16 protein-coding genes and 4 pseudogenes are annotated in these 22798 nt (G+C 55.5%); 8 read left to right on the top strand and 12 right to left on the bottom strand.

Going from position 1 to position 22798, the window contains the following annotated elements; all coding sequences use genetic code 11:
- Positions 1-851 precede the first annotated feature (851 nt).
- Together nolL and AMC88_RS27140 are read left to right on the top strand one after the other, a co-directional pair.
- The gene (gene nolL / locus AMC88_RS27145; RefSeq protein WP_309506638.1) at positions 852-1964 is read left to right on the top strand and encodes a nodulation factor fucose acetyltransferase NolL; all 1113 of its coding nucleotides are present in this window, start codon (positions 852-854) and stop codon (positions 1962-1964) included.
- A 1678-nt stretch (positions 1965-3642) separates the two neighbouring features.
- Positions 3643-4128: a NifX-associated nitrogen fixation protein gene (locus tag AMC88_RS27140; RefSeq protein ID WP_004677039.1), complete on the top strand. Its 486-nt coding sequence runs from the start codon at positions 3643-3645 to the stop codon at positions 4126-4128.
- 115 nt (positions 4129-4243) lie between these two features.
- Here the strand turns inward: AMC88_RS27140 and AMC88_RS27135 are convergent, their stop codons facing one another.
- The 9 genes and pseudogenes from AMC88_RS27135 to AMC88_RS34280 all read right to left on the bottom strand — a co-directional run.
- Complete coding sequence (locus tag AMC88_RS27135; protein ID WP_008533972.1) at positions 4244-4708, bottom strand: Imm26 family immunity protein; 465 nt, start codon at positions 4706-4708, stop codon at positions 4244-4246.
- A gap of 78 nt (positions 4709-4786) precedes the next feature.
- Positions 4787-6316 (bottom strand): IS66 family transposase, encoded by a 1530-nt coding sequence (gene tnpC / locus AMC88_RS27130; RefSeq protein WP_008533971.1) that lies wholly within the window; start codon positions 6314-6316, stop codon positions 4787-4789.
- A gap of 68 nt (positions 6317-6384) precedes the next feature.
- On the bottom strand, positions 6385-6738 hold the full coding sequence (gene tnpB, locus AMC88_RS27125) for an IS66 family insertion sequence element accessory protein TnpB (RefSeq protein ID WP_009987304.1): 354 nt from the start codon (positions 6736-6738) through the stop codon (positions 6385-6387).
- Positions 6735-7121 (bottom strand): IS66-like element accessory protein TnpA, encoded by a 387-nt coding sequence (gene tnpA / locus AMC88_RS27120; protein ID WP_037174792.1) that lies wholly within the window; start codon positions 7119-7121, stop codon positions 6735-6737. Before tnpA ends, tnpB begins: the two co-directional genes overlap by 4 nt.
- 455 nt (positions 7122-7576) lie before the next feature.
- Positions 7577-8059, bottom strand: a pseudogene (locus AMC88_RS27115) (IS3-like element ISRel21 family transposase); the annotation flags it as partial.
- Positions 8060-8167: 108 nt separating this feature from the next.
- Entirely contained in the window at positions 8168-10315 is a 2148-nt protein-coding gene (locus AMC88_RS27110; RefSeq protein WP_064820040.1) for a peptidase domain-containing ABC transporter, read from the bottom strand.
- A 27-nt stretch (positions 10316-10342) separates the two neighbouring features.
- A complete protein-coding gene (locus tag AMC88_RS27105; RefSeq protein ID WP_008533948.1) occupies positions 10343-11428 on the bottom strand; it encodes an HlyD family secretion protein in 1086 nt (361 codons plus the stop codon).
- A gap of 114 nt (positions 11429-11542) precedes the next feature.
- On the bottom strand, positions 11543-11668 hold the full coding sequence (locus AMC88_RS34545) for a hypothetical protein (RefSeq protein WP_004676277.1): 126 nt from the start codon (positions 11666-11668) through the stop codon (positions 11543-11545).
- A 432-nt stretch (positions 11669-12100) separates the two neighbouring features.
- Positions 12101-12393 (bottom strand): annotated as a pseudogene (locus AMC88_RS34280) (Tn3 family transposase); the annotation flags it as partial.
- Between the two features lie 825 nt (positions 12394-13218).
- Between AMC88_RS34280 and AMC88_RS27090 the strand changes: the two are divergent.
- Positions 13219-14321, top strand: a protein-coding gene (locus AMC88_RS27090) for an IS3-like element ISRel21 family transposase (protein WP_085994809.1) whose coding sequence is annotated in 2 segments (ribosomal slippage) — positions 13219-13480 and positions 13480-14321 — 1104 coding nt in all. Because the reading frame shifts where the segments join, the coding sequence is not laid out codon by codon here.
- Positions 14322-14718: 397 nt separating this feature from the next.
- Here the strand turns inward: AMC88_RS27090 and AMC88_RS33810 are convergent.
- Entirely contained in the window at positions 14719-15261 is a 543-nt protein-coding gene (locus tag AMC88_RS33810; protein WP_029875808.1) for a hypothetical protein, read from the bottom strand.
- Between the two features lie 354 nt (positions 15262-15615).
- On the opposite strand from AMC88_RS33810, the gene AMC88_RS27080 reads away from it, so the two are divergent.
- Entirely contained in the window at positions 15616-16311 is a 696-nt protein-coding gene (locus AMC88_RS27080) for a DUF6875 domain-containing protein (protein WP_004677746.1), read from the top strand.
- 85 nt (positions 16312-16396) lie between these two features.
- Complete coding sequence (locus tag AMC88_RS27075) at positions 16397-16918, top strand: aminoacyl-tRNA deacylase (RefSeq protein WP_004677747.1); 522 nt, start codon at positions 16397-16399, stop codon at positions 16916-16918.
- A 155-nt stretch (positions 16919-17073) separates the two neighbouring features.
- Here AMC88_RS27075 and AMC88_RS32705 read toward each other — a convergent pair.
- Positions 17074-17818 (bottom strand): annotated as a pseudogene (locus AMC88_RS32705) (transposase); the annotation flags it as partial.
- Positions 17819-18718: 900 nt separating this feature from the next.
- Between AMC88_RS32705 and AMC88_RS27060 the strand changes: the two are divergent.
- Both AMC88_RS27060 and nodD3 read left to right on the top strand, forming a co-directional pair.
- Entirely contained in the window at positions 18719-19744 is a 1026-nt protein-coding gene (locus AMC88_RS27060) for an LLM class flavin-dependent oxidoreductase (protein ID WP_011053483.1), read from the top strand.
- A gap of 151 nt (positions 19745-19895) precedes the next feature.
- Positions 19896-20804, top strand: coding sequence for a transcriptional regulator NodD3 (gene nodD3, locus AMC88_RS27055; RefSeq protein ID WP_004677763.1), 909 nt, complete (start codon positions 19896-19898; stop codon positions 20802-20804).
- 407 nt (positions 20805-21211) lie between these two features.
- Here the strand turns inward: nodD3 and nodD2 are convergent, their stop codons facing one another.
- On the bottom strand, positions 21212-22168 hold the full coding sequence (nodD2, locus tag AMC88_RS27050; RefSeq protein WP_004677768.1) for a transcriptional regulator NodD2: 957 nt from the start codon (positions 22166-22168) through the stop codon (positions 21212-21214).
- A 387-nt stretch (positions 22169-22555) separates the two neighbouring features.
- On the opposite strand from nodD2, the pseudogene AMC88_RS33400 reads away from it, so the two are divergent.
- Positions 22556-22722, top strand: a pseudogene (locus AMC88_RS33400) (IS3 family transposase); the annotation flags it as partial.
- Positions 22723-22798 lie beyond the last annotated feature (76 nt).

The raw sequence follows: 22798 nt of genomic DNA, 5'->3' as shown, positions 1-22798 counted from the left end.
GACAGGGGAGCGCATCCCCAGACACTGGCCGTTGCATCCCGCATATCTTGACGCTTACTGCGATCTTCCTACGGATTGGGACCACGGTCGTCTCTGACGTATCGACAAACGTCGCATACGGATCGACAATGGCAGCCCAACGTCCAGCTATCATTGGCGGCGATCCAAAACGGCGGCGATCGCGGCCAAAGCCTCGTGTATCGCGATACTCACCGACCTTCCGCTCAAGGTTGTCAAGGGTCCGCGATACTCATCCATACCGCAGATGCGTGTCATTAGGAGCATGAATTTTACAATGGTGAGGCTGCCATATAGGACACGTTGGGCGGCGGATCTAATGGAGCAAATCTCCAGCGTCTGGGGGGTTGCGCTGGGGTGCCGATCCACACCCAAGCGCCGGTAGGTGATAGACGATACCCACAGCGGCTAGGAGCCATTGAATCGGCAATATGTTCTTTTGATACGGTGTCGCGCAAGTTTGGCATGGAGAATCATATGCAATCGCAACAATAGCCGAGTGCAGAGTCAAGCAGCGCTACTTGCATACGCGCAAATGTCCGTTAGAAGATTTCGACGACGTGGCAGCCCAAGCAGTTGCGCGGCAGCGAGTTTAGGCGGGGCGTACGTTGCGGCGAAAAACAGCCAATGGACACGCCGAAAACGGCTACTGGGCCTAAGTCGCCACGGTCGCCCTGTGAACTTGGAACCCAGGCAAATTGTATGACCGTTGGCCGTCGTTCAGCATGCCGAAGTCGGAGCGCTGATCGGAAGCTGGATTAGCCTGCATGATGAACGAGAGGTTGGAAAATGCCGCTTTCAAAGGCTCCCGTAGGCATCGTGAGATGTTGAGAATGCGAGCAAGAATTGTAGGTGGAAAGACAGTGCCTGAGGCGCCAGAGGCCGACGATCGCGATCTAGCTTTAGACTTCGCCAAAGGAATACTCATTGTCTTGGTGATTTTCGGTCACCTGATACAATATATCTTTTACGAGGGTGATGGCTTCTGGGATTCGGCATGCTTCAAATCGATCTACATGTTTCACATGCCTCTCTTTATGGCGATAAGCGGATATCTCTCTAGATCAGGGCTACTAGGCAAATCGTTCAGGCAAGCCATCGGTGATCGCGCGCTGCAGCTCCTGGTGCCGACGCTGTTCTGGTGCACCCTTTTGGAGGCAGTCAAATTGCTCATGTTTCCCCGGCCGCCGGACGCACCTGGCAACCTGTTGCAATTCATGCACGATTTCGTCGGCACATACTGGTTCATCTGGGCTGCGTTTGCTTCTTTTCTTTTGGTCAAACTTATTTCGATCTTCAACTCCGGGTCGGCACGCTCTTTGCTTGTCTCATCCATACTGGTCGCAGTTGCCCCCGTGACGTTTTCTATATTCCCTCTCATAAAGTACACCTATCCCTTTTTCTGCATGGGATTTTCATTTGCGCAGTCGAGAGATTGGTGGACGAGCATAATGCGGTATCATAAGCCACTCCTGATGATGTCCGCCTCTATCGCGGCTAGCTTGTGCTTCATGGCGTGGCGCGAGGACACCTATGTCTACAACAATCTCGCCTTAATCCAGGATCTGCAGTCGGCAAAAGATATCCTTCTGATGTTTTTTGGCTCGACAGTGGCCTCTGCAGTGATGATCGAGATTCTGCTTCAATCCTGGAAAATTGGACGCTCGAACCGGGTGGTTCGCTTTATCGCCGTGGAAGTGGGGCAGAGCACGCTCGTGTTGTACCTGGTGCAGGCTACGGTATTCCGTCTCATGGATTTGATACAATACGGAGAACAATGGGCTCCCACAATGAGGTCTGGCGCGGCGGGAATTCTCGGGACGATGATCATTGCCGTAGCACTAGCAGTTCGCTGGAGCGTGCGCGACATTCCCTATCTGTCCCAGCTCATGCTTGGAACGCCACCCCGCCTCGTTCGTTTGCCGAGCAATCCTGCGAATAACTAGCGGTGTTCAATTCTCAACCTAAACTTCGTCAGCAAGCAAGCATGCCAAGGCACGCGTTAAGGGGCCCATTTTTAAAGGATCCTTTTGCACGAAGATCGGCTGAGGTCCGACTGATGTGCCAATCACGTATCGAGAATCCGCAAACCCCTCGCGCCCAATGCTCCGCGACGACGCGGGCGCTTGACCCCCAGGGTATCGACTCCACCCTCTTTGAGGTTGCCAAAGATTCGGTTTGCTTCGCACTTGTTTGGGGTCCGCTTGCCGCCAGGTCCCGTTGTCCCTGCTAAAATCGCGAGCGTTCGCTAAGGTACCAGAAACGCTTTTCCGGCCTGTGCTAAGCAATGACCGGAAACAGCGAGTATCGCCTCAGCGGTCACACCGAGGCAGCACTGCTCCATGACGGCCGCTGCCACAGTCATCCTCTTGCCGGCGCCGACGGTACCGGCCAGCTAGGTCGTGCCGGCAGCATGATCCCCCGGGTGCCGTGTTCTGGTGCGGATAGAGAGTGAACGCGGCCGACGCACGTCGGCAACTTAAGATACACGCCGCCGAGGCGCCCAGGGGCTGGTTGTTGAAACGGTCCTAAAACCTTGCGGCCGGTCGATCCGGTGGGCATCGGACCAGGACCCGGCCCTGAAGGGCCATCTGATCTTCGTGAGCTTCCCCTTTGCCGGCTACGTCTAACAGCCGTTCACTGTGGAAATTCAGAGCGTTGTTGAGCTGTCGCCGGCGTCGCGGGGGCCTATGCCGCTTTCCATTTGCCCGCGGCATTCCCCCAAATGACGGCGCTAACTGTCGAGGAAGGGAGCTCCAGCCAGTGATGCATGCGGGTCTCGGAGTCCATCACTGGGAGGCGCTGTGATCGCCAAGCAAAGAAGATCGACCGGCTGCACCTCGGCAAGCGGCCGGACATTGCGCCCAATCCGCGAATTGAGAGCGGAGCGGCTTCGGCGGGTGTCATTTGTTGCTGACGTGGCCGGAGAATAGGCTTCCGCCGCTGCACCGGGATGCCATTTCTTCGATCCCCACCGCGTCTTGTCCGGTTCACGACAACGTTGTCCTCGATCAATTCTTCATGGGCTAGCTAAGAAGCTGGAAACAATACAGATGCCGTGTTCCGAACCTCAGCGGAGGAGACTGGCATGAGTCTTGAACTCCCAGAACTACGCGGCGGGCAATCGCCTGGTGGAACGTGTGGCGTCCGGTCGAAGTCGATTTGAACCTTGAAGGGAAAATACATGGCAGGTCTGCATCAGTTCGCACGGAAAAGGGGGGATCGGCAAGTACACGGCCTCTCAAGATACTCTCACTGTCCTTGTCGACCTCGAAAAGCTGATTCCACCCCCCGCCTGATCCTCAATTCGAAAGCCCGAGACACGGTTTTACACCTGGCGGCGAATAGGTTGGTTGAGGGTGGAGTTCGCGGCGAAACCTACCGCCACTGGACTATCGCGACGGGAATCTCGCTTGTGAAGCGCTTTTCGTCAAGCCCGCCAGCGTTGCCCGCCGCTTGCCGTTGTTGTTGCGGCCGCCCCGTTTCGAGGGGCCATGTCATTCGTCCGGGCCAAGTTGCGTCGCCACAGGTCCCATCTGCCGCACCATTTTAAGGGATGGTGTTACCGGAAGCGGGTGTGGCCCTTAGTCAAACCGCATCCAACACTCAGGAGGATTTTAACTGATGTCAAACGTCACCCCTGTCCCCAACAATGCTCGATTAGATGAGAAAGATGCTCTCGCCACGCCTTTCATTAAGTGCCTCTTGCGTCTGATGCGTGCTCAAGACACCTTTGAATTGTGGCAAGAGAAATCGGACACCGATTTGCTCTGTGATTTCATCGTGACGAGGCAGCAGCGTAGGGCGATTCCTCTCATCGGGGGACCTGACCTAGAGGTGCAGTGGCGGCTTGAGATCTTCTATGCCGCCGTAGCACTTGCTATAGAGGAGCAGTCCGGACTGATGGCGTCACCGGTGTTGACTGTGAACCATGAGGGATTCGGTCGGATATTACTCACGGCGGGGCGGCTCGTAGTACTCTCGAAGACGCTCCGCGACGTACATCGATTTGGCTTCGACAACCTCCAAAAGCTCGCCGAGGCGGGAACTGGCCTGGTCGATAATGGCTTAACAACAATTAAGACCTATTCAGATGTAGCGCGCGTTTAAGTGTAAGCGCTGTCTCGCTCCCACCTTGAAGCTTTCGCCGTTTCGAAGACTGCCGTCGTGAAGGTGCGACGGCGCTTCGCCGCAACATAGGGCGTTCCGACAAGGTCGATCAGCGCTATTTTCGGGGCCGCATTGATGCCCACCACTTGTTCGAGATGCCGTTCAGATGATCACGAAGCCTGTCTTCGACATGCTCAGGGCTCCAAACAGCAGCGCATTCTAGGCGGTCCGCCTCTTCAAAGCTGAGCGGAGACTCGGCATTCTCGATGGCATCATACGCTGAAATTCTGCCCGAAATTCGGTCCTGCTTGAAAAACACCGCGCCGTCCAACGCGGACACCGTGGGTGGATCAACCTTTCCAACGATGGGCCATCGCCCGGACTTCGCAGCGCTGTCCATCACCCATAGCTTGAAGAGAACCGCTCGATCTCGCACGTCTTGAACCGGTTCTTCACTTTCGAAAACACCGTCGAGAAAAGCGAACAGCGGATGTGTTAGGGCAACGGCGTGAAATCGCTTTCCGTTTCCAATGTCGATCCTAACGATATCGCCTCGTTTCTGCTTTCTGCCTCTGACCATCGCGCCCTCGCTGTTCTAGCGGCACGTTTAGCGGGTCCCGAGAAGTCCGCAAAGGGCGATGGAAGCCTTTGGCACATATTACCCAGCCGGATGATTCCACGGTAGGATACTCTCGATCTGACGCTGCTTATGGCCGTTGACAATGGCGGTGAGCGTGTTGGTCAAATATGCAAACGGATCAACGGCGTTGAGCTTGCACGTCTCGATGAGTGAGGCGATGGTTGCCCAGTTCTCCGCTCCGGCATCATGCCCGGCAAAAAGCGCGTTCTTGCGGTTAAGGGCAATCGGCCGAATTGTTCTCTCGACGCTGTTGTTGTCGATCTCGATGCGGCCATCGGCCAGGAAGCGGCAAAGGCCATCCCAGTATTTTGCGATGTAGGCAAGCGCTTCGCCAAGCGGCGACTTACCAGCGACACGATGCTGAGTGAGCCAGGACCGCATGTCGGCTATCAAAGGCGCGGATCGCTCCTGCCTTCCTGCAAGCCGAGCTTCGGCGGGAAGGCCGCGCAGCTCCGCCTCGATCCGATAGAGTTCGCCGATCCGCCTCACGCCTTCCTCGGCAATTGGCGCTGACCCGGTGCGCGTGATCTCGACCAGCTTGCGACGGGCATGGGCCCAACAATAGGCAAGCCGGATGTCCGGGCCGACGCGATCCGGGGCAATCAGCCGGTTATATCCAGCGTAGCCATCCACCTGAAGGATGCCAGTGAACCCTTGCAATATTCGTTCGGCATGTAGCCCGCCGCGACTGGGTGCATAGGTGAAGGCGACACCTGGCGGCGCACCTCCGCCCCAAGGTCGGTCATCGCGGGCCAACGCCCAGAAGTATCCGGTTTTGGTTTTGCGGGAGCCGGGATCGAGAACCGGTGCTCGGGTCTCGTCCATGAACAGCTTCGTCGACCGCTTCAGGTCTGCGATCAGAGCGTCGAAGACCGGACGCAGTTCGAACGCTGCCCGGCCGACCCAATCGGCGAGCGTGGAGCGGTCGAGATCGATGCCCTGTCGGCTCATAATCTGGGCCTGGCGGTAGAGCGGCAGATGATCGGCGTACTTCGACACCAGGACATGCGCGATAGTCGCCTCAGTCGGCAATCCGGCGTGGATCAGTCGAGCAGGTGCCGGAACCTGGGAGACGCCGTCGGAGCAGGAACGGCAGGCATATTTGGGACGGCGGGTGACGATGACATGGTACTGCGCCGGAACGACATCCAGCCGCTCGGACACGTCCTCGCCGATGCAATGCAGGCCGCCGCCACAGGGGCAGATCAGGCTTTCCGGCTCGATAATCTCCTCGACACGAGGAAGGTGGGCGGGAAGAGAGCCGCGATTGGCAGCGCGTGGTTTGGGGTGCGGATTACCCGAAGGGCTATCGGCCTCGTCTTCGGCATGGACGGCCGCAATGGCCGTTTCCAAGTCCTCCAGTGCGAGATCGAACTGCTCGGGATCGGCCTTCTCGGATTTGCGGCCAAAGGCTACCTGCTTGAAAGCGGCGACCAACTTCTCCAGCCGTTCGATCCGATCATCCTTGCGGACTTCACGCGCTTGCGCCGCGATCAGCATCGCCTTCAGGGCAGCAATATCGTCCGGCAAATCGGCGGCGTCCAACATGGTGGAAGGCTATCAAATTGCGGCTCCGCTCTCCGTCAAAATTTGCCGCCCGAGTCATCGTGACGCACCTATTCGATGGCGTTAGGCGCTCTCGCCTCAATGGAACGGACCCGACGCCAGTCGAGCCCCGCAAACAACGCTTCGAACTGGGCAGGTCCCAGGGTCATCAAGCCGTCCCGGATATCTGGCCAAGTGAACGTGTGCTCCTCCAGCCGCTTGTAAGCCATCACCAGACCGCTGCCATCCCAGTAGATTAGCTTCAACCGGTCCACCTTGCGTGACCGAAATACGAAGACGGTCCCCGTAAATGGGTCCTTGTGCAGCTCGTTTTTGACAAGCGCCGCCAATCCGTCATGCCCCTTGCGGAAGTCGACCGGCTTGGTCGCCACCATGATCCGGACGCGGTTCGATGGAAAGATCATGCCGGAACCGCAAGGGCACGTGCGACAGCGGCGATCCGGGTGGCGGACGCGCCTTCTTCCAAACGTATCGTGACAGCACCGACGATGATCTCGGGACGGCTGGCTTTCTTGATCGGCGGCTCCGAAACGGGTGGATCAACGATCACCGCAGCGAACTCCACCGCATCCTCGGGTGCAGGCAGAACCAGCTTGCCCTGCCGTGCCATCGTTCTCCATGTGGACAGGTGGTTCGGCTTCAAGCCGTGGCGCTCTGCGACCTCATTGACCATCGCGCCTGGCCGAAGACTTTCCGAAACGATCTGCGCCTTGACTTCGTCCGGCCAATGCCGATGCATATCACGTCCAGACTTCTTGGTCGTGAGAAACTCAATTGTAGTCTCCATGGAGAAACTCCTGTTGCTCGTCCATGGATAGGCGATCACAGATCAGGGCTGCCAGAGCAACGTGGGAGCAGAACATCGGTTACGTTTAAGTGCGGTTGAAACGGCTCATATAGGGCGGAATTCTTCGCTAATCTGCCCAGCAATCAAGCAATCCGGGGGTGTGCCCTAGCGTTCTTGGCGCGGGGGGGGGGCGACATGGAGGAACCTGCATGACAGTGCGTTCACTACTCACTACGGCTCCTCTTTGGCTCCGGCGTATCTCACAAGCACTGATCAAGCGACGTGTATTGGCTGCGCCCCTTGTTTTCTGGTCTGCCAGTGTTCGGCAGGAAGGTAGGTGGTTGGCCTTCAAATGACCTGTCACTGAATTTTCATCCGGCGGCGATTAGAGCCTCGGCGGTCTTGAAACGCTCCCAAACGTTGGACCACCGGATGCTAGAGTTTTCCGGCTTCATTCAGGGAGGCGGGCTGGTTGCGCCTCCCGAATTCACCAACGAGATCGGCACCTTGTTGCCGATCGCACCATGAGGTCTTTCCTCATTGTAGTATCTACGCCAATCCTCCATCTTTTCGCGGGCATCCGCAAGGGTCAGGAACCAATGCTGGTTCAGGCATTCTGCACGGAAGCGGCCATTGAACGCTTCGATGAAAGCATTATCAGTCGGCTTGCCGGGGCGTGAGAAGTCCAACGTCACACCCTTGGAATAGGCCCACAGGTCCAAGTCGCGCGACACGAACTCGGTCCCTTGGTCGACACGGATCGTTTTCGGATAGCCGGCTTTTTGGCACACCCGTTCAAGGGTTTGCACAACGTCTTCGCCTCTATAGCTATGACGTGGATCAAGCACCGGCACGTAGCGCGAGAAGGTGTCGACCACCGTCAGCACGCGCAGTTTCTTACCCGTTGCGAGTTGGTCGTGAACGAAGTCCATCGCCCACGTTCCGATCACCGCCGCTTCAAGTTCACAGCCGACAATGTTGCCATGCTGCTTAACCGTGACGTTCACAACCGTTTTCAATCCTCGAGCCGACAGGGCCTACACGGATCACGACCTTGGCGCCCGCCATAATCGAGCGTAAGGGCCATCAGTTCTCACTAGGTCAGCGTGCTTTCCCTCCTCAATGACCCGCCCCCTGTCCAGGACCACAATATTGTCCGCCCCACGAACGGTGCTCAACCGATGAGTGATGACTATGATGGTCTTCCCAGCGCGAGACAGATCCTCAACAACCCGCAGCACAAATTCTTCGGCTGCCGAGTCCAGAGAGGAGGTCGCTTCGTCAAGGATTAGAACGTCGGGATCCCGGTACAGGGCCCGAGCCAATGCGAGGCGCTGCTTCTCACCTCCGGAGAGGCGAACCCCGTTCTCGCCCAGATGGGCCTGGAACCGCCCGGGCCAGCGCTCGATGCACTCCCGCAGTCCTATTCGATCACAGATGCGTACGATCTTATCGAACTCCGGTTCGAACTCGCCCAGGGCGATGTTCTCGATCACGGAACCGGAGAAGACGTCTATCGATTGCGGTACTGCAGCCATGACCTTGTGCAGTGATGCGCTCGAGAAATCCTGGAGGGCATATTGGCCGATCCGAATGCATCCATCCTCAAGCTGGTAGACATTCTGCAGCAGAGCCGCAAGGGTGCTTTTGCCCGAGCCGCTCTCACCCACGACGGCCGTCAACTCTCCTTGGCGAAAGGAGACGCTTAGATCGCTGAAAACCTCCGCCTGCGCGCCATAGCGGAATGTGACGTTCTCCAGGCGAATATCTCCGAGATCGGTCTTCGTAGCATCGATGCCGCTGCTGCTTGCCGACTCCAGTTCAAAGATCTCGAAAAGTCTATCCGCCGCGATAAACGCGTCTTGAACGATCCGGTTGGTCTGGATCAGGCGGGCGACCGGCCGGGTGATATAGCCAAGCAACGTATAGCAGGACAGCAATTCGCCGGGCGTGACGGCCTGTTCGAGCGCAAGCGTGGTTCCAAACCACATCAGCACGATGGTGAACAGGACCGACAGCAACGTCGAGGCGTTGTCGCCGCAGATTGAGATCAGCCCGGAGCTGTAGACGGAATGCAGCATCTTTACGAAGCGGGTCTCCATTTTGAAGTTTGCGAAGCTCTCGACGCCGGAAGTCTTAATGGTGGAGACAGCTCCGAGTGATTCTACCAGTTGCGCCTCGAGTTTGGCGTCATTTTCCATGATGACTCGTTGGAGATTTCGATTCATCCGATTGATGGCCCAATATACCAGGATGTACATTGGAATGGCGAGCGCCACGATCAAAGCAATATTCCAGGAATAGATGAACATCATTCCGAACGAGAACAGTATCATTAAAATGTCAACAAACATGTTTATCGAAACGTCGTTCAGGAAGCTCCTGATTTTCACAGCGTCGTTCATGCGCGACACGATTTCTCCCATGCGCATGCTATCGAAGAACTTCTGGGGCAGGGCCAGGATGTGATTGTAATAGCCGAGGATCAAGCATACGTCGATCTTCTGCCCCGTCTGCAGGACGAGTCGGCCTCTTAGGAGGTTGATCAGGATCTGTATCGCTAGGATCAGCAGCATTGCGATGCTCATCAAGTTGAGCAGGTTGCGGTTTCCCGCTGGGATCACGTGATCAACGATCTTCTGAACGTAGATCGCCGTCGAGAGACTGAGGACGGTCGTCACAAGAGCGCCGACGAGAGCCTGCGCCATCACCGTGCGGTGTGGCGCGAGTAGGCGGGCGAATCGGGCGAGGGGCGACGTGGTCTCGTCTCGACGATTGAATGTGTCTGCCGGAACCAGCAAAACCAGAACGCCGGTCCATTGCTCCATGAATTCCTGATGCGGCACTTTGCAGATTTCGCCCAAGGCCGGGTCCATGACGATGACCCACTTGGCGTCGATCGCATGGACCACTACGAAATGGTGCAGGTCCTCCTTGACGACGTGCGCGATAGCGGGCTTGGGGATCTTGTACAGGCTGTCGAAGCCACCTTTGACGCCTTTCGCGATGAAGCCCAGCTTCTGCGCCGCTTCCGTGAGCCCCAGCACACTCGTACCGGAGCGGTCGGTCGACGCATACTGGCGGATGCGCGCCAATGGCAACTTGTAGCCATAGAAGGCTGCGACAGATGCGAGGCTGGCGGCGCCGCAATCCGTGATGTCACGCTGTTTGAACTTAATGGCCTTACTCGACATGGAGGCTCGCTGGCTGTTGGGACAATATTAGCGCCCCGCCAGCATCGGGTTGAGCCAATCGTCTGCCTCGTCGTAGAGCAGTTGCAGGAGAGTGCGATTGGCCAACAGAAAGCGAGCCCGCACGGTCATGCCTTTCTTCAGGTGGCCGATGGCCCCGCTTTTCAGCGCGAGTTCGCTGCGAGAGAGCGCGCACTGGACCTTGAAGACCGGGTTCCCGTCATGCAGAGTGAAGTCCTGCGCCACCTCGACCACCCTTGCTTTGATGACACCCCATTGGTTGTAGTTAAAGGCATCCACTTGGAGCCGCACCGGCTGACCAGGCTGCACAAAGCCAATGTCGTTGGGGGAGACGTAGATTTCCGCCACCAGATCGTCGTTCGGCGAGATCCAACCAACGGTTTGCCCGCTCTGCACGTAGCTTCCGTGCGCGAGGCCGGAGAACTGCTCGAGAGCACCCGATACTGGGGCGCGGATGCGGTGCAGGTCCCGTTCGTGCTCGAGCTGATGCAAGGTGGCCGTGAGTTCCTTTAAGCGCAGGTTAGCATCAAGGAGCTTCTGGTTCCAATCAGCGGTTTTGCGTCGCACGAGGATCTCGCCTTGGACCTCGATATTTTGGAGAGCGAAAGCCTTCTCGTCAACGGTCTTCGCGGGCGCCGCAGCAGCCGAGACAAGTCGCTTTGCGCGGTCGAGTTCCGCCGCGGCGTTACTGCGCGCATTTTGGTTCTCGCGCAGCAAGTTGAGAAAATGCACCCTTTCAGCCGTCGCGGATTCGGTTTGGAGGGGGGGCGAGACGCTGAGCCTTGCGCCGGAAGAAATCAGCGTTTGGAAGTCATGGGCAAGATCGCTCTTGGCATGAATGTCGGCTAAAACCCCGCTGAGCTTTTCCTCGATTACATGATCGTCAAAGGCGATTATTTCCTTCCCCTTAGCAACGACATCGTTCTCAAAGGCAAGGACACGGGAGATGCGTCCGGAGACGGGCGCTATCAGGGGCGTCTTCTCCACGATCGGGCGAATAGTACCGACACTCTGCATGGAGACCGGTATGGTAACGAGTGGCAGTGAGCCAAATGCCGCGGCGACGAAGAGCAAGATCGCCCTATAAATGCTCAAGGATCGTCCTGATCGTCGCGCCAGTATGCTTTCTGCGGTGCAGCTGGCCGTTTCAGCAGAAAGGGGAACTGCTAGTCTGTAGTCACTAGGAGCCATCGAGAGCCAGCTCGCTTATCAACCAAACAAGTGTCCGTAACGTCGCAAAAACAAGTAAACCCAAAAATACCAACCTCCGGAGGTTTCAGCTGCTTCTTGAGGGGTTAATTCGGTTACACGATAGGCTGCCATGTTGTTCATCATTGGTGTCTCCGTTCAGAGCTGGATTGAGAAGATGCCAAGGTCCCCGTTGGGAGCTCCTAGCGGCGCGCAACAAAAAGGTTCAAGATTCGTGCCAATGCAGAAGGAGCGAAAAGCATCAGAAAACTGTTCTGTATGTTATTCAATGGCTGCCCTAGAGCGCCGAGACGTGCCAAACCGCACATCACGCTGTCGCAAGCACGACAAACCGAGTAGGGTTCTGAATGAACGTCCTGAACAGGATCGACAGCTCCAAAGTTCGGTGGCGACGGTACAGTTGAGACTCGGCGCTCAGTAAGCGCGCCCCCATCCGCGTAGCCCCCATCGAGTTTGCCGTCGATTTTTGTTGCTGCTGATTCACTCTGAAACCTGGTGAATTGTTGGTGGCCCTCCGCACGATAGTGGGCGCGGATGCGCCGCTTGGTGCCGCGGGCCGTCGCCTTGCGCTGTGGCGGCAAATAATAGGCCGTCGCTCGAAGCCGGAGTGCCCATGGATCGGTAACCCCGCCTGCGCCTCGACCACCCTGGCTAGCGCCCGGTCGTAGGCTTCGCTCTCGACATGCCACTGTCGAACACGGATTAACACCCACAAGGTGTGGGTGTCTGTGGCATCGGCCATCATGCGCAGGCCAAAGCTAGTCTCTTCTGCGAGGATGACGTTCATCGCAGGGCGCTCCTGTACGCAGATGACTGAATGCTTCGCAGAAGCCAGTCGCAGCATCCACGTCTGGACGTCGCCTTCGCAATCGAGCCGCCCGGAATCGTAACAGCCCGAGCTGGCGCGGCCAAGCTCGCGTAACCGGATGTCGAGGTGAGCTTGAGATTTGCCAGCTATCCTCCTGTCGCAACGGCCCCGCGAGACGATCGCTGTCGGCCACAGCCTGGGCCGGAACAAGTGCAGGTCTGAGATCGCCATAGCGTCGGGACCCGCCCAAGCATTGCCCAATAGGTCTCGTGTTTCTTTTCGCATCCGGTGGATCTTTTACTTGACACATCCGGCCATAGCATCTGCCAATAGGGACAAGGCCACGCCCTGGTAAACGTGAAATACGGCAGGATGCTAGGCCTTCAGGCCTACAGCCAGGTCTCGGATCGATACGGGTCGATCCGTCTGTCGTCCTCGTCGATCAGACGCTTGAGCCATTCCAGCGCCGCGATGGCGGACCCGATGTGCTGCATTGTTCCGGAATTCGAGCAGGCTCAGCAGCCTCGGCAACATGCGTGGATAATGAAATGCCGTAGGAGGAACGTGGCACCGCCTGGGCTCGCTGCTTAGGAACCGCCAGTCTTGTATTTGCGGACCAGAGCCGAAAGTATCGCCTGTTCGGCAATTTCGGCACCGCTCCGTCGAGGGCCTTGATCGCGGACCCGGCGATGCGAGCCAAAAGGCGCTCCTCGCTGGCCCCTTTTCAATTTCTTGGCGATCGAGGCGACGACCCTACGTTCCCATTCGCCACCATCTTGTGCACTTTGATCTGAACCCTTCAAACTGGACCAGTTTTGGTTAGAGTTTTCCGGTGCATTTTCCTGGCTGGGAAAGGGACCAGAAGACGATGAAAGCGTCGCAGTTTTCGGACGCTCAGAAGGCGTTCATTCTGAAGCAAGGTGATGAAGGCGTGTCGGTTGCTGAAATCTGCAGGAAGGCGGGGATCAGCCAGGCGACTTATTTCAACTGGAAGAAAAAATACGCGGGCATGCTGCCACCGGAGATGAAGAGGCTGAAACAGCTCGAGGACGAGAATTCGCGCCTGAAGAAGATCGTCGCGGATCTGACGCTGGACCGCGAGATGTTGCAGGATGTCATCCGCCGAAAGCTCTAAGGCCTGCTCGGAAGCGGGAGATGGTGAAAGGCATGTGCTGCGATTGGGCGATCTCGATCCGACGTGCTTGTGGAGCGTTGAACTTCGATCGATCAACTCACCACTATACCTCTCGCCGTGCTGATCAGGCCGGTCTGGAACGTCGTATTCGCGAGATCTGCGAGATCCGTGTGCGGTACGGCTATCGCCGCGTGCATGTGCTGTTGGAACGCGAGGGTTGGGGCACCAACATCAAGCGAACCTACCGCATTTACAGGGACTTGGGGCTACAGTTGCGGAACAAGACACCGAAGCGGGGGGTAAAAGCCAAGCTTCGCGAGGATCGGCACATGGCCGTCGGACCCAACGACGTCTGGGCGATGGACTTCGTTCACGACCAACTCGCAACGGGTAAGAAACTGCGCGTGCTGACGGTGGTCGACACCTTCTCGCGCTACGTGCCGGTGCTTGATCCACGTCATAGCTATAGAGGCGAAGACGTTGTGCAAACCCTTGAACGGGTGTGCCAAAAAGCCGGCTATCCGAAAACGATCCGTGTCGACCAAGGGACCGAGTTCGTGTCGCGCGACTTGGACCTGTGGGCCTATTCCAAGGGTGTGACGTTGGACTTCTCACGCCCCGGCAAGCCGACTGATAATGCTTTCATCGAAGCGTTCAATGGCCGCTTCCGTGCAGAATGCCTGAACCAGCATTGGTTCCTGACCCTTGCGGATGCCCGCGAAAAGATGGAGGATTGGCGTAGATACTACAATGAGGAAAGACCTCATGGTGCGATCGGCAACAAGGTGCCGATCTCGTTGGTGAATTCGGGAGGCGCAACCAGCCCGCCTCCCTGAATGAAGCCGGAAAACTCTAGCATCCGGTGGTCCAACGTTTGGGAGCGGTTCAGAAATTCTCAGTGGCAGGTCAGACGCCGGATGAAAATTCAGTGGCAGGTCACACTGTCTCGACCAAGAGATGGAGGACCGCGTCAGCGGTTTCCGCCTCGCCTAAAAAGATAGCGTAAATGCCAAGGTGATAAGGCTGAGGATGCCGCCGAACTTCCCGCGCAGTTTCTTGGCCGAAACGACGATACAGCCGCTCCCCCTAGCAGCGCCTGCACCGGCCGTCAGGCCGGTTAAGCGAAGCGGGTTACCTCGATGAAGCTTGTTTACGGAGGAAACATTTGATTGATGAAAGGATAAACGCGCGCGAGACCGGCTTCTTACTTTTGCTTTCCCACAATAAAACTCGCTAAAATTTCCTGGCTTTTCGATCGACTCTCTTTTGAGAGGAACCCACAGGTGCCCCAGAAGACGCTGGCGATTTATCAATAGATGAAGAACTTGCCGTTGCCATCCCTTCCTCAGGAAGCGTAGCTACTTGAGCGGCACTGTCAATCGCTCTACGGCAGTCATCAAGGAAGTCAGCTATATATTCATTGACATAGACAACCAACGGCTCCTTTGGAACAACAATCAGACGCCGTTTGTCCGTTTTATCCCGAGTGATGTCGATGAACCCACGCAAATGCGCTGCCTCGACATACTTTTGGCAAACAGTCTGGTTTTTGAAAGGCAGATAGCGACACGCCTGCATCTTCGTCATGGGTTTGTTATTGGCGTCCATATGATATACTTTAAGCATCAATCCAAGAATATTCCTCAGGAATAGTTTTTCTTCGGAATTTTCGCTAAAGAGATCTGACAAAAACGAGTCAATTTTCTCAAGCTTATGCTTTACGCCGACGTCGATCTGTTCTGGCGTATATATTTTTCTTCGTGTTGTCTTCGTCACGGCCACGCCTCTGCGCAATGGGTCGTTCTGTTTTCACCCAAAGCCTGTTACCGGATCCCATCGCGGCGACATTTATCATATGTATGTCTTCATAACTACGACGAATATAAGAATTTGCGGGCGGTCGTGAGACTAACCTTCATCGTGCACGAGCCCCCGCTCTTGTTTTCACATCCATTTAAAAAAACAGTTACACAAGTGTAACTACGAGTGCTATCAAAAATTCGGGAGCTTCGCTTCCGATGGAAGGTCGGTCTCTTGATTGGCCCCCGACCAGCTCGCCCGCCGCCCGAGCTGGCATGCAAGAGCCCGACCTTCCGTTTTGCACGTGGCTTTTCGAACCAGGGATCCGAAATGAATAAAGAGATTTGGAAAGATTACAGCCAACCTTTCGGGACGATTGGTCCATTGATGACAGTGGGCGAAATTCTGGAAAAGAATATTGATGCGGGATACAACGCCTATGATGAGTATGCAAACGCAGCTCTTCAGAAATTTGCTCGGTATGCCTCAGAATTCCTCTCCAATCCACATCCTCATTTAGGTCGGGACGGGAGCGTTTGCCCTTTCGTTCCCGAGGCTCTGACGAAGGGGCTTTTACGGGTTGCCGCGTCGCAAGCTGTTGCAGTTGACGAAATCGAAAACGATTTGGCGCGTATGCTCGCCGTCTTCAGCCAGATGAAACCCGTAAAGTCCTTCAACGATCGAACGGGCGACTGGATCTATAAGGCCATTATCATTGCCCTTCCTGGAATACAGGATGAAGGAGAGATCATCAGGATTGGTCAACTGCAAAAACGGCTGAAGCCCGACTTCATTCAGGAAGGTTTCATGATCGGTGAATTTTATCCAGGTTGCCCGGAGCCCGGTTTGCACAACAGGATGTTTCGACCGCTCGACACAACGGTTCCAGCCTTGGCTATTCGGCATATCACCAAATATGATGCTCCTTTCATGCTCGATAGCGATAAGTGCCTGGAGGCTTACTTCAGTATTTTTGGGAACGAGGGTCGCCGCCGCATTAGGCAGCTTTTGGAGCGAACCGCCTGAAACTTACTCGCAAGAGGGCTGTACTCGCAGTCGCTGAAACAGCTATCCTCGATCGTCCTACCAGGTGAACCGGAAGGAAACGACTATGTTGGACGTTCATCCGAACGTACTTGCTGAACTGCACCAGATCGGAGCGTCGACGGTACGATTGTGGCGCTATAGTGAGTTCGCCACCCCTATTACATCTCCTTCCGATTTAGCCTCTGCTATCGGCGTTCCCGTGGGGCGCGTTGCAAAGACGATGATTATTGCCGAGCAGAAAGCGAACGATGTGATGCGCCGGTCTCATCCTGCGCGCCACCTTTGTGCCGTTTTGCTGCCATCACCTTCAAAGATTGACATGAAAGCGGTTGCTGGCACGTATGGATGGAAACGAGCCGAGCTTGCTCAGAAAGAACAGGTACTCGATCTCTTCGGCTACCCGTCAGGAAGCGTATCACCATTCGGTCTCCAGAAGATCGCTGTACTGATCGACACCGCCCTTTTTTCTTATCCTACCGTAGTCACAGGTGCGGGCAAGGTTGGAGTCGAGCTTGAGATCGACACAAGCATGCTTTGGAAGATCGGGCAGCCGTTACAGACGCGTGGACGGGCCAGTCAAACCTAACGCCTCGTCACCCTTCATAGAGATGCCGTGAGGTAGGTTATTTCTTCGGGAAAGGAAATGCGGTTCCACGTAACGGCGCCTCGATTAGAGAATGAGGGTTCAATACGTATGTTGCGTAATCGGACTCATAGTGCGCACTATAACGAAAATCGTCACACCCGTCCCAACGTCTGCACGACATCTTCACCTCGATAGCTGTGAGGCGGATCAAGCGCGGGAACATAGCGTGAGAAGGTGGCGACCACCGTCAGGACCCGCAGTTTCTTTCCGGTTGCGAGCTGGTCGTGCACGAAGTCCATCGCCCACACGTCATTTGGTCCGACAGCCATTTGCCGATCCTCGCGAAGTTTCGCCTTAACACGGCGCTTCCGAGTCTTATTCCGCAGCTGCAGTCCCAAGTCCCTGTAAATGCGATAGGTTCGCTTGATGTTGGTGCCCCAACCCTCGCGTTCCAAAAGCACATGCACGCGACGATAGCCGTAGCGCACCCGCGCTTACAGGTCTAGACCGGCCTCGGCGCGGCGAGAGATGTAGTGATCGGTCGACCGATCGAAGTTCAACGCGCCACAGGCACGCCGGATCGAGATCGCCCAATCGCGGCACATGACACCACCTCCCGCTACCCCTCAGGCCTTAGAGCTTTCGGCGGATGGCGTCCTGCAGCATCTCACGGTCCAACGTCAGATCCGCGACGATCTTCTTCAATCGCGAATTCCCGTCCTCAAGCTGCTTGCGCCTCTTCATCTCTGGCGGCAACATGCCGGCGTACTTTTTCTTCCAGTTGAAGTAAGTCGTCTGACTGATCCCCGCCTTGCGACAAATCTCCGCGATCGAGACGCCCTCATCACCCTGCTTCAAAATGAACGCCTTCTGAGCGTCCGAAAACTGCGATGCCTTCATCGTGTTCCGTTCCTTTTCCCAGCCAGGAAAATGCACCGGAAAACTCTAACCAAAATTGGTCCAGTTTGAAGGGTTGAGAGCAATTTCCCTATCGTAAAACCTGTGATCCTATGAAGTTAAGATCGGGAATGTTAAGGACATATAACAGCGTGCACGAAAGACGCGGAAGCCAACTGCGTCACATCTATTTCTGGTATCGGCGCTGTTGCGCTGCGGCCAAAACCGCACTGGCTCCTGATCCTTCCACCTTCGGAAGGGGCCGTGATCTCGCCTGGGTCGACCGTATGCTAGTTCGATCAGCAACCCTTTGACGGTGAAGATTCCTGGTTATTCACCTGGTGGATCAATGCCATACAAACAATCAATTTTACGAAGCCATGGGATGTTATTAAACACCTCGATTATGAATTGGGGACCCCATGATGTTGCTCCACCGAGAGCAGCCGAGGGCAAGGTCACAGACCTGGCCGGTAAATGGAGACGAACATGGCCAACGTGGAACTGCAGAAGGCGCTCTCGTCTGCCAATCAAGCGCCGAGACATAGCTCTGGGTCCTTTCTTCGCCTACTGCAGGAGCCTCGTCGCATTAAACCGAATACCAGCTTTAACACATTTGGGTCGCCACAAAAGCTGAACAACCACTATCCGATCTTGCCAATCCTTGGCTTCTCAAAAGTGAACGGAGCTGTGGGTATGCGAGATGGGGTGTTACCCACCGCGAAGTCATACATGAATACGAATGATTCAATGTCATTTCAACGTGAGCATTATGATTAGCTCATCGGCGTCAGCATCGTTTTTTAGAACCAGCAGCTTTTCGATGATTCCTGGCGAAAGACATCGGGGCCACCCTCCGGTCTTGGTCACCGAAAATTCGCCGCCAAACTTGGAGACATTTAAATGACAAACTCTCTTCCCGCAAAGCTGATGGTTGGTATCTTCGACCATTTGGACGAAGACGGAAGGGAGATTGGGCGCCAGTATGAAGATCGGATGAAGTTGGCAGAGGTCTGCGATCGCCTTGGCTTTTATGGATATCACGTCGCAGAGCACCACTGTACTCCCCACGGCAGAGGACCTTCGCCGAATCTATTTCTAGCAAGCGTAGCTCAGCGCACGCAGCATCTTCGTCTCGGTCCTTTGGTTATGCTGTTGAACCTTTATCATCCGTTACGTGCGTTTGAAGAAATTTGCATGCTGGATCATCTGAGCGGTGGCAGGCTCGAGTTGGGCATGGGGCGCGGCTCCTTACCAATCGAATGGAGCTTTTTCGGTATTGATGAGGAGGTGGCGACATCGCGCTATCTCGAAGCCAGCGAGATCGTCATCCAAGCGATGAAGGAAGGAGCTCAGGCTCTTTCCTACAAAGGCGACCACTTTGAACTAGACAAAGTCCCGTTGATGTTGCGGCCACACCAACGTCCTCAGCCTCCGAGATGGATTACAACCAGTCGTCCTGAGGTTGCGCGCTGGGCGGCTGAGAACGATACAAATCTTGCCTGCGGGGGCCCTGCTTCTGCTGTTCGCCAGATCACTGATGCCTACCGAGCACACGAGAGACGTACCGCCGGGGGCAGGAAACGGGCGCCGTTCCTTGGGTTGGTCCGAATGGTGGTGGCCGGCAGCACGACGAAGCATGCCATTTCGCTCGCGGCCCCGGCTTATCAACGGTGGCTTCGGAGCTTTAGGTTTCTGTACGAGATTAACGGGATACAGACTCCTCAGAACCTCCCGCCGGATTTTGATGCAGCAGTAGACTGTCAGTTGTGCGTAGTTGGTACTGCTGCTTCAGTTAGGCAAGATCTTCTCGATCATGTCGAGGAAGCAGGTGCTAATTATCTTCTTTGCCAGCTGGCGTTTGGTGATTTGCCATTGGAGGCTTCCTATTACACTGCAACGAGCGTTCACTCTGGAGTTATGGCTTAATCTGGACTGGCCTCAGGTTGCTTTCCGATCACAGAGATTAAGTCTCTGTGGCCGCGCCCTCAAATCGATTGAGGAGCGTCAAGGCGAATTCAGCCATCGCCGTAGGAACAGCCATTGTGGAATGGGCTGCACTATTGGATAGTTAAAAGATATGCGATTTAAGGGCCTCGATCTAAATCTCCTTGTCGCGCTCGATGCACTAATGATTGAGCGCAACCTTACTGCGGCGGCACGTAGCATTAATCTGAGCCAGCCCGCAATGAGTGCAGCTGTCCGCCGGCTCCGCTCCTATTTCCGCGATGAACTATTTACGATGCGTGGTCGTGAGTTCGTTCCAACTCCGCGTGCGGAAGACCTCGCGCCTGCGATTCGTGAGGCTTTACAGCATATTCGGCTCAATATCATACCCTGGGATAAATTTACTCCTGATCAATCAGATCGTCATTTCCGAGTAAGCTTATGCGATTTCGTTACAGTTGTTCTTTTTCAGAAGATACTGGAGCGTCTTGCGCGGGAAGCACCCGGCATTAGTTTTGACTTGCTGCCTCTTACTGACAATCCAGACGAGCTTTTGCGACGCGGCGACGTAGACTTCCTTATTAGCCCACCGCTATTCATGTCGAGCGCGCACCCTAAGATAGATCTATTTCAGGAACGACTGACTTGCGTCGGCTGCAGTAATAACAAACAACTTGAGGAAGCCCTTACTGCCGAGGAGTATTCTTCAATGGGGCACGCGGTAGTTAGGTTCGGTCGGACGCAGCAGCCTACCATAGAAGATTGCTTCTTGCAGGAGCATGGCCTCAAGAGGCGGGTCGAAGTCGTTGTTTCAAGCTTTAGCATGATCCCCGCCGCCCTAATGGGCACCGATCGCATCGCAACCGTTCCGTTACGACTAGTTGGGCTTTTTGAGGACACGATACCATTGCGGATGACTGCGCCCCCGATAGCGCTGCCGACATTCACCGAGGCAGTCCAATGGCCGGTACTTCACGACAAAGATCCGGCAAATATCTGGATGCGAGATATAATGGTTCAGGAGGCAGCGCGATTGCCGTGACCATCCTGAAACCTAGGAAGCTGGGCTGCATTGGGAGCGACGACCCGCGACGCGGCCGATTAGCTGAAGACGGCACCACCTGTGAGTGACCCTAGGCCATTTTATCGACGAAGCTGAGCGCTACGCCCGTCGCCGATCGGCCGCCCTTCGGACGATTGCGCGACGTGCTGTCTAGCACCTTCGGCGGCAAATCGAAGGGTGCTGGGGGACCACAATTGCTCCGCACCGCAACCCGCCGCTACCGCCGCAAATACAGCAACCCAAAACCGTCGGAGCGAACTCAAAACTGGATAAAACTTGGGGGCAAGGTCAGCGGCCTTCCCCGGATGGATACCTTTGAAAAGCCTCTTTGGTGGCTGTTGAACTTATTCGGGCTCGGGCGGATCTTACTCAAGCAGGAACCTTGGTCAGGAACCGGATTGTTGTAGCAACCCATGTATTTTAGGTGCGTTGGAGGACATCATACGGGAAGCTTCCTCAACCAATATCTCCCTGAACCAGATGCTCCCTGGATCGGCATTATGGAGCGCTGGCCATTGAACAGCTTCTGTGAAGACGGGGAGCGGTAACGGAAGGTTGATGATCCGCAAAGGGAAAGTACTTTCGTAATGCTCGACTAAGCGAAGCGGTAGGTTAGCTATGCGGTTCGTGCCACGCAGGACTGGTGGTATTAAGCTAAACCCTTGCACGACGACCTCCACCCGCCTCTGAATACCATTCTCGAGCAAGAACCAGCCCTCGACCGATGGCTTCAAAAAGCGCCCAAACGCGGCAGCGACGTGTCCCGTGGAGACATATTGCTCGATCGTCAGCGCTGAAGGTAGGTCCACATTTGTCGAACAGGCTACACATACAAACTTCTCTGTGAACAGTTTTGCACTCGGGTGTGCGCCCGAGAGAAAAAATTCAGGCACGATGAGGAAGTCGACGTCACCGCGGCTAAGCATCTCGTACGGATCACTATCCAAAGGCAGCAACTCAAAGCTGACTGCGGGCGCTTCTCGAGCAACTCGCTCAATGATTTTATTGAAGTATATCAGCATCATGAAATCGGACAGAACTATTCTAAAGCATCTGTCAGACTTCGACGGATTAAACGGCTCCCAAGAGATGATTGAGCATTGTACCTGCAAGAGAGTTTCACGCACTGCCGAGGCAAGTCCTTCGGCACGGGGCGTCAGCCGAAGTTCTCGACCATTCATTGTAAACAATTCGTCGCGGAAATAGTCCCGAAGCCTACCAATGGCGGCACTCATTGCTGGTTGACTTAGATTGATACTACGTGCGGCAGCCGTTAGGTTGCGCTCGGTCGTGAGCGCATCCAATGCAACGAGCAGGTTTAGATCAAGGCCCTTGAAACGCATCTTTAGTCACATCCAAACAACGGATATTTTATATCCAAACAATCGATTTTTCCAGTACAGAACCTTCCAGCATAGATCCAATGAAGGTTCGTCAAAAAGGCTTAGGTTAGTTTGGTGATCAATTAAGTAGGCCGCATAGTTACGATAGACGTTATAGTTGCAGATAATCCACTTTAAATATCGAATGGCACCTTAGCAATAGGCGATGTGGAGCGGCGTCACCGAGCGACATGAAATGCTAGTGAACGGATGGGCGGAAGTAGGTTCATCATATCGCGATACCGGAGAGGCTTTGCCGTACGCTGGCTATCGACTGGCGGGCTCCTTCTGTTTGGAAGCATGTTCAAGATATTGGTGGCGTGCCAGTAATTTGTGATGAAAAGATCAACGCGCCTGAAGGCGCTTGAGGAAGAGAACGCCACACTGAAGAGACTGCTCGCCGAGCAGATCCTGGATACGGCCCCACTTCCCGAGCTCCTTAAAAAATAGAAAGGCCCGCCGCCAAGCGCGACGCCGTCGCACGCCAGAAAGCCGTCGTGGGCCTTTCGGAACGAAGTAGGTCGCCCGACTGCCGCCTTGCGTTCTCCGCTATCGAGATGCCGTCATCCGGTCGGCGTCCGCGTTACTCGC

The sequence above is a fragment of the Rhizobium phaseoli genome (assembly GCF_001664385.1).
In the GTDB taxonomy this organism is placed as follows: Bacteria; Pseudomonadota; Alphaproteobacteria; order Rhizobiales; family Rhizobiaceae; genus Rhizobium; species Rhizobium phaseoli.
Note: the sequence above shows the minus strand (reverse complement) of the source record. Positions and strands in the feature narration are given on the sequence as shown.